Source organism: Streptomyces sp. HSW2009, from assembly GCF_040240285.1.
Lineage (GTDB): Bacteria > Actinomycetota > Actinomycetes > Streptomycetales > Streptomycetaceae > Streptomyces.
Genome location: NZ_JBEHZD010001041.1, coordinates 1 through 1,105 on the forward strand (window position 1 = coordinate 1; position 1,105 = coordinate 1,105).

At 75.1% G+C, this 1,105-nt stretch carries 1 pseudogene; it reads right to left on the reverse strand.

Annotation, left to right across the window (positions count from 1 at the left end):
- Positions 1 to 380, reverse strand: a pseudogene (locus AAHZ94_RS34435) (hypothetical protein); the annotation flags it as partial.
- Positions 381 to 1,105 lie beyond the last annotated feature (725 nt).

Here is a 1,105-nt window from a genome sequence, read left to right on the forward strand (position 1 = left end):
TCGTCCCGGCTGCTGTTCTGACCGCCGGCCGGCGTGCCGTCCTGGTTGCCGCGCGGGTCGTCGGCAGGGCCGTTCGGGCCGGCCTGCGGACCGTCCTGGCCGGCGGTCGCGGCGGGCTGCTCATCCTCGCGACGGCCGCCGTCCGGTTCGCTACCGCGCGGGTCGGCGGGCCGGTGGCCCGCGCCCGGCGCCGCGGGCGCCTGACCAGACGCTTGGCCCGACGGCTGACCGGGCTGCTGGCCCGGCTGCGCGTCCTGCGGCTGGTGCGGCTGCTGCGCCTGCGGGCGGCCGTCCCGGTCGTCGCCCGGGGAGGCGGCCGATGACGGGGGCTGCTGGTCGCGCAGGAGCGGCGTGGCGCGGGGCGTGTCGGCGTACCTCATCGCGTCCCCCCGCTGCGTACGGAGGACTGTGGGAAGCGGTGAGCCGCGCGGCGGCATGGGTCCGGCATGTGGAGTGTGTCTTCCCCTTGTGTCGTCGTCCCGCGTGCCGGGCCTGCTGGCCCGGCGGTCCCCGGCCGGCCTGGGCGCGGGCGGGACTGTGGTTCCCACGTCATCAGCGAATCCCCCGATCGATCCGCGCGGCCCCGCCCCTGCCGGCCCCGGACATCCGGTGATTTTCCCGGGCCTCCGGGGCGGATGCTCCGGTTTTCCCGGCGGATTCGCAGTCCAGACGCTACCTCCCGCGCGCGCCCCCGTCCCGTGGGGGCCGTTCCGTGTGCCGGTATCGTTGCCGACGGTCGATCGCTTCGTAGAGTTCCCTGGAATTCTGTGTTCCGCGATCTCGTACGACCGTACAAAGCCTTGCTGGCGGTGGAAAGGCGGTGGGAAGACCAGGTCAACCACCGGCCAGCAGTTCGGTGACCAACCATGCGGCCGACCCCGCCGGGCTCGTCCGTCCCTGTCCGCCCCAGCCCGTCCCGGGCCGTCCGAGACCGTCCCCGTCCACTCCGGACCACCCCGGTTCACCACAGTTCGTCCCAGCCCCTGCACCTCCGTTTTGCCCGCCCCACCCGCGCCACCCGCCCCACCCGCTCCACCAGCCCCGCCCCGTACGCATCCGCCCGTCGGGACCGGGACCCGCACCAGACCGCGCGGACCACCAGGGC